This is a genomic window from Frankia sp. CeRuru1 (genome assembly GCF_977966315.1).
Genome location: NZ_CDWWEW010000520.1, coordinates 1 through 2,744, shown reverse-complemented (window position 1 = coordinate 2,744; position 2,744 = coordinate 1). Strand labels below are relative to the sequence as shown.

Here is a 2,744-nt window from a genome sequence, read left to right as displayed (position 1 = left end):
GAGGAAGGCGCGTCGGCGGGTTTGCGGCACCCCGTACTGTTCGGCGGCGAGGATTCCGGTCCAGGTGGCGTAGCCGCCGCGGCGCAGTTCGTAGGCGAACCGTTCCCAGATCGGCAGGACGGCGGGGACTTCTTCCATCGCGATCCACACTGGCCGCAGCACGCGGGCGAACCTCATCGGCTGGTGAATGAGCCGGCCGCGGGGGTCGGCCAGCCACAGCCGTTTTCCCGCGCTGCTGAACGGCTGGCAGGGCGGGGAGGCGATCAGCCCGGTAATCCCGGTGTAGTCGCCCGGGTGGATGGCATCGACGTCGTTTTCAACGGTTGCCAGCCCGGCGGCGCGGCGGGTTTCGCAGGTCCAGTGATCCCATTCGACGCCGATTTCGGCCAGGCCGAGCCTGGTGCAGGCCGAGCCCCAGCCACCGGGGCCGGCGAAAAGGTCAAGCACAGCCGACATTCCTGCTGTCTCCCCTCACAGTAGAGCAGGCAAAAGAGGTGGATAGTTCGAAAAAAGGGTGTGCGCGGTCAGCGCTAACCCCGCAAGGCGATTTCTGGAAAACACGCGGCCGACCACCATGGATGGTGCGTGCGCCGGCTTTCGCCGGTGCCCTGCCCGTGGTCGGGATGCCGGCGACCACCCCCGGGCCGGTCGCGCAGGGTGACGGCAACGGTGCCGGGGTGCCGGGGCGGCGAGACGGGCCGGGAGGGGGCCACAGCCCTCGTTCCCCGGGGTTTCGGCGGTTTCACGGCCCGGGCCGCTAACAGGCAAACGAGCAGGTCAGCGGCCTGTGAGGGGGCTAACAGGGGTGCTAACAGTTAGCGGGAGAGCCGCTAACTGTTAGCACCCCGCGGACCGTCAGGAAGCCCGCTTCCGGTCACGTTCCGCCACCGCTGCGGCTAGGTGGCGGCGTTCGATCCCACGCCGGTTGAGCACCTTCCCGGCTATCCGGCGGCCGATCTGCACGGTCTCGATTCCGTACGGTTTGAGAACCATCGCGAGCTGATCGGCACCCCAACCTCCGTACACATCCGGCCGCAGCTCGGCGAGCCGGGCGACAACGGTTTCTGACCACACCTTGCCCTCGCCCCCGGGCACCACGGACAGAATGTCGTCCAACAGCGACGGTGCCGATTCCGGCGGGGTGCTGTCCCCGGCGGCCTGCCCGGACAGCCGGCCCGCGGCGATACGGGCTTCCCGCGCCCGCTCGGCGATCTCGTCCGCGATCGGGGCATCGATGTACGCGCAGCGGACAATCATCGGGTCGTCGCTGGCGCCAACCAGATAGCCGATACCCTTGTCCGACGGCCGCAGCGTCGTTGCCTGAATCCCGTTCTTATACATCGACGTCCCCAAGATCATGTCGTTTTCGACCTGGCCCATGACCCGCAGACAGAACCTGATCGACACATTCGATGAAACCCCGGTCGGCAACGAGGCGGCATCCGGCCGCTGCGTCGCCAGAATCAGAATCACCCCGAGCGCCCGGCCCAGTTTGATAATGTCCGTGGCCAACTCACCGGCTTCCTTGCCGTAGGCCGGGTGCGCGAACAGGTTCTGGCACTCGTCCACAATCGCGACCAGCGGATGCAACCCGTACGACCGCAAACCGGCGATCTGCCGGGTCACCTTCCCATCCGGGCACAGGTCCTTCGGTAGCCGTTTAATCGCCGAGGCCCGGCGGACAATCTCCGCCCGCAGATCCCGTAACGCTTCCAGCACGATTTCCATCGTGGAGTCGTCCAGTCCAGAGGCATAACGGGCGGCGACCTTTTCCGCCGCGTCCAGATCGGCGGTTCCTTTCAGGTTGAACACCCACAGCTCACAGGTGGGGTCGAGTGCGCAGCCGAGCATGAGCACCCGCACCGCCGACGTTTTCCCCGCCCCGGGCAGCGAGCCGACCAGCACATTGTTTTCCGACAAGAGCATGCTGACCGGCCGCCCACGCGGGTCGGAGCCGAACGGCACCGGGGCGAACACGTCCGTCACACCCCGCCGCGTCAGCGGCCAGGCAGCGGCCGGGGCCTTGGACATGTCCTGATCCCCCACCCACAGCACCAGCCGGCCGGCGTGCGCGTCGTGCCCGGCCTCCGGCCACACGCAGCCGATCGGGCGGCGCAGCCCGGACGCGAGCCGTTCCCGGCGTTCCAAGACGTCGGACACCGTCACCCCATAGGGAAGATCGACCTCGGCGCGCCAGCCGGGACCGTCCCGCATGATCGGGGAGGGGAAGGTGATCCCACCACCCTCGCGACGCGCCTTGTTGATCTCAGCGATGCCCAGTGCCCCCAGCGCGCGGACGACGATGTCCGCGGTCAGCCGGCCCACCCGGGTCGGGACCACAGCCGGACTCATCAGCGGCCGGTCCGCCGGCGCCCCCAGCACCCCGAGCCCGCCGACCACGGCGGCGCCCAGCAGCAGACGCACCCCGGCGGGGGCGGCGCCCCACCACCACACGGCCAGCGTGAGGGCAGGAAAGCCGCCCAGGACGGCCAGGAACGCCCGCGCCCGAGTCCGGGTGTCATGCAGACGGGCCAGCCGCAGATATATCCCGGCGTCTTCCTGGCGGACTGAAGCGGCGATCACCGGCCGGGCGTCGGTGTCGCCCAGCCAGCCCACCACCGCGCCCAGCAGCCGACCGGCGCCGCGCGGGGCGCGGCCGACCAGCCGGGCGGCGTACACCGGCACCCGCACCGCGTGGTAGAGGGCGGTGTAGGTGTAGTGGCCCACCGCCCAGCGTGCGGCCA

2 protein-coding genes are annotated in these 2,744 nt (G+C 69.4%); both read right to left on the bottom strand.

Features of this window, described 5'->3' with window-relative positions:
* Positions 1 to 447, bottom strand: a 447-nt coding sequence (locus tag AC08OP_RS23730; RefSeq protein ID WP_476616199.1) for a DNA cytosine methyltransferase, incomplete at its 3' end; no start/stop codon positions are given.
* A 408-nt stretch (positions 448 to 855) separates the two neighbouring features.
* On the bottom strand, positions 856 to 2,744 hold a 1,889-nt coding region (locus tag AC08OP_RS23725), incomplete at its 5' end, for a cell division protein FtsK (RefSeq protein WP_476616198.1).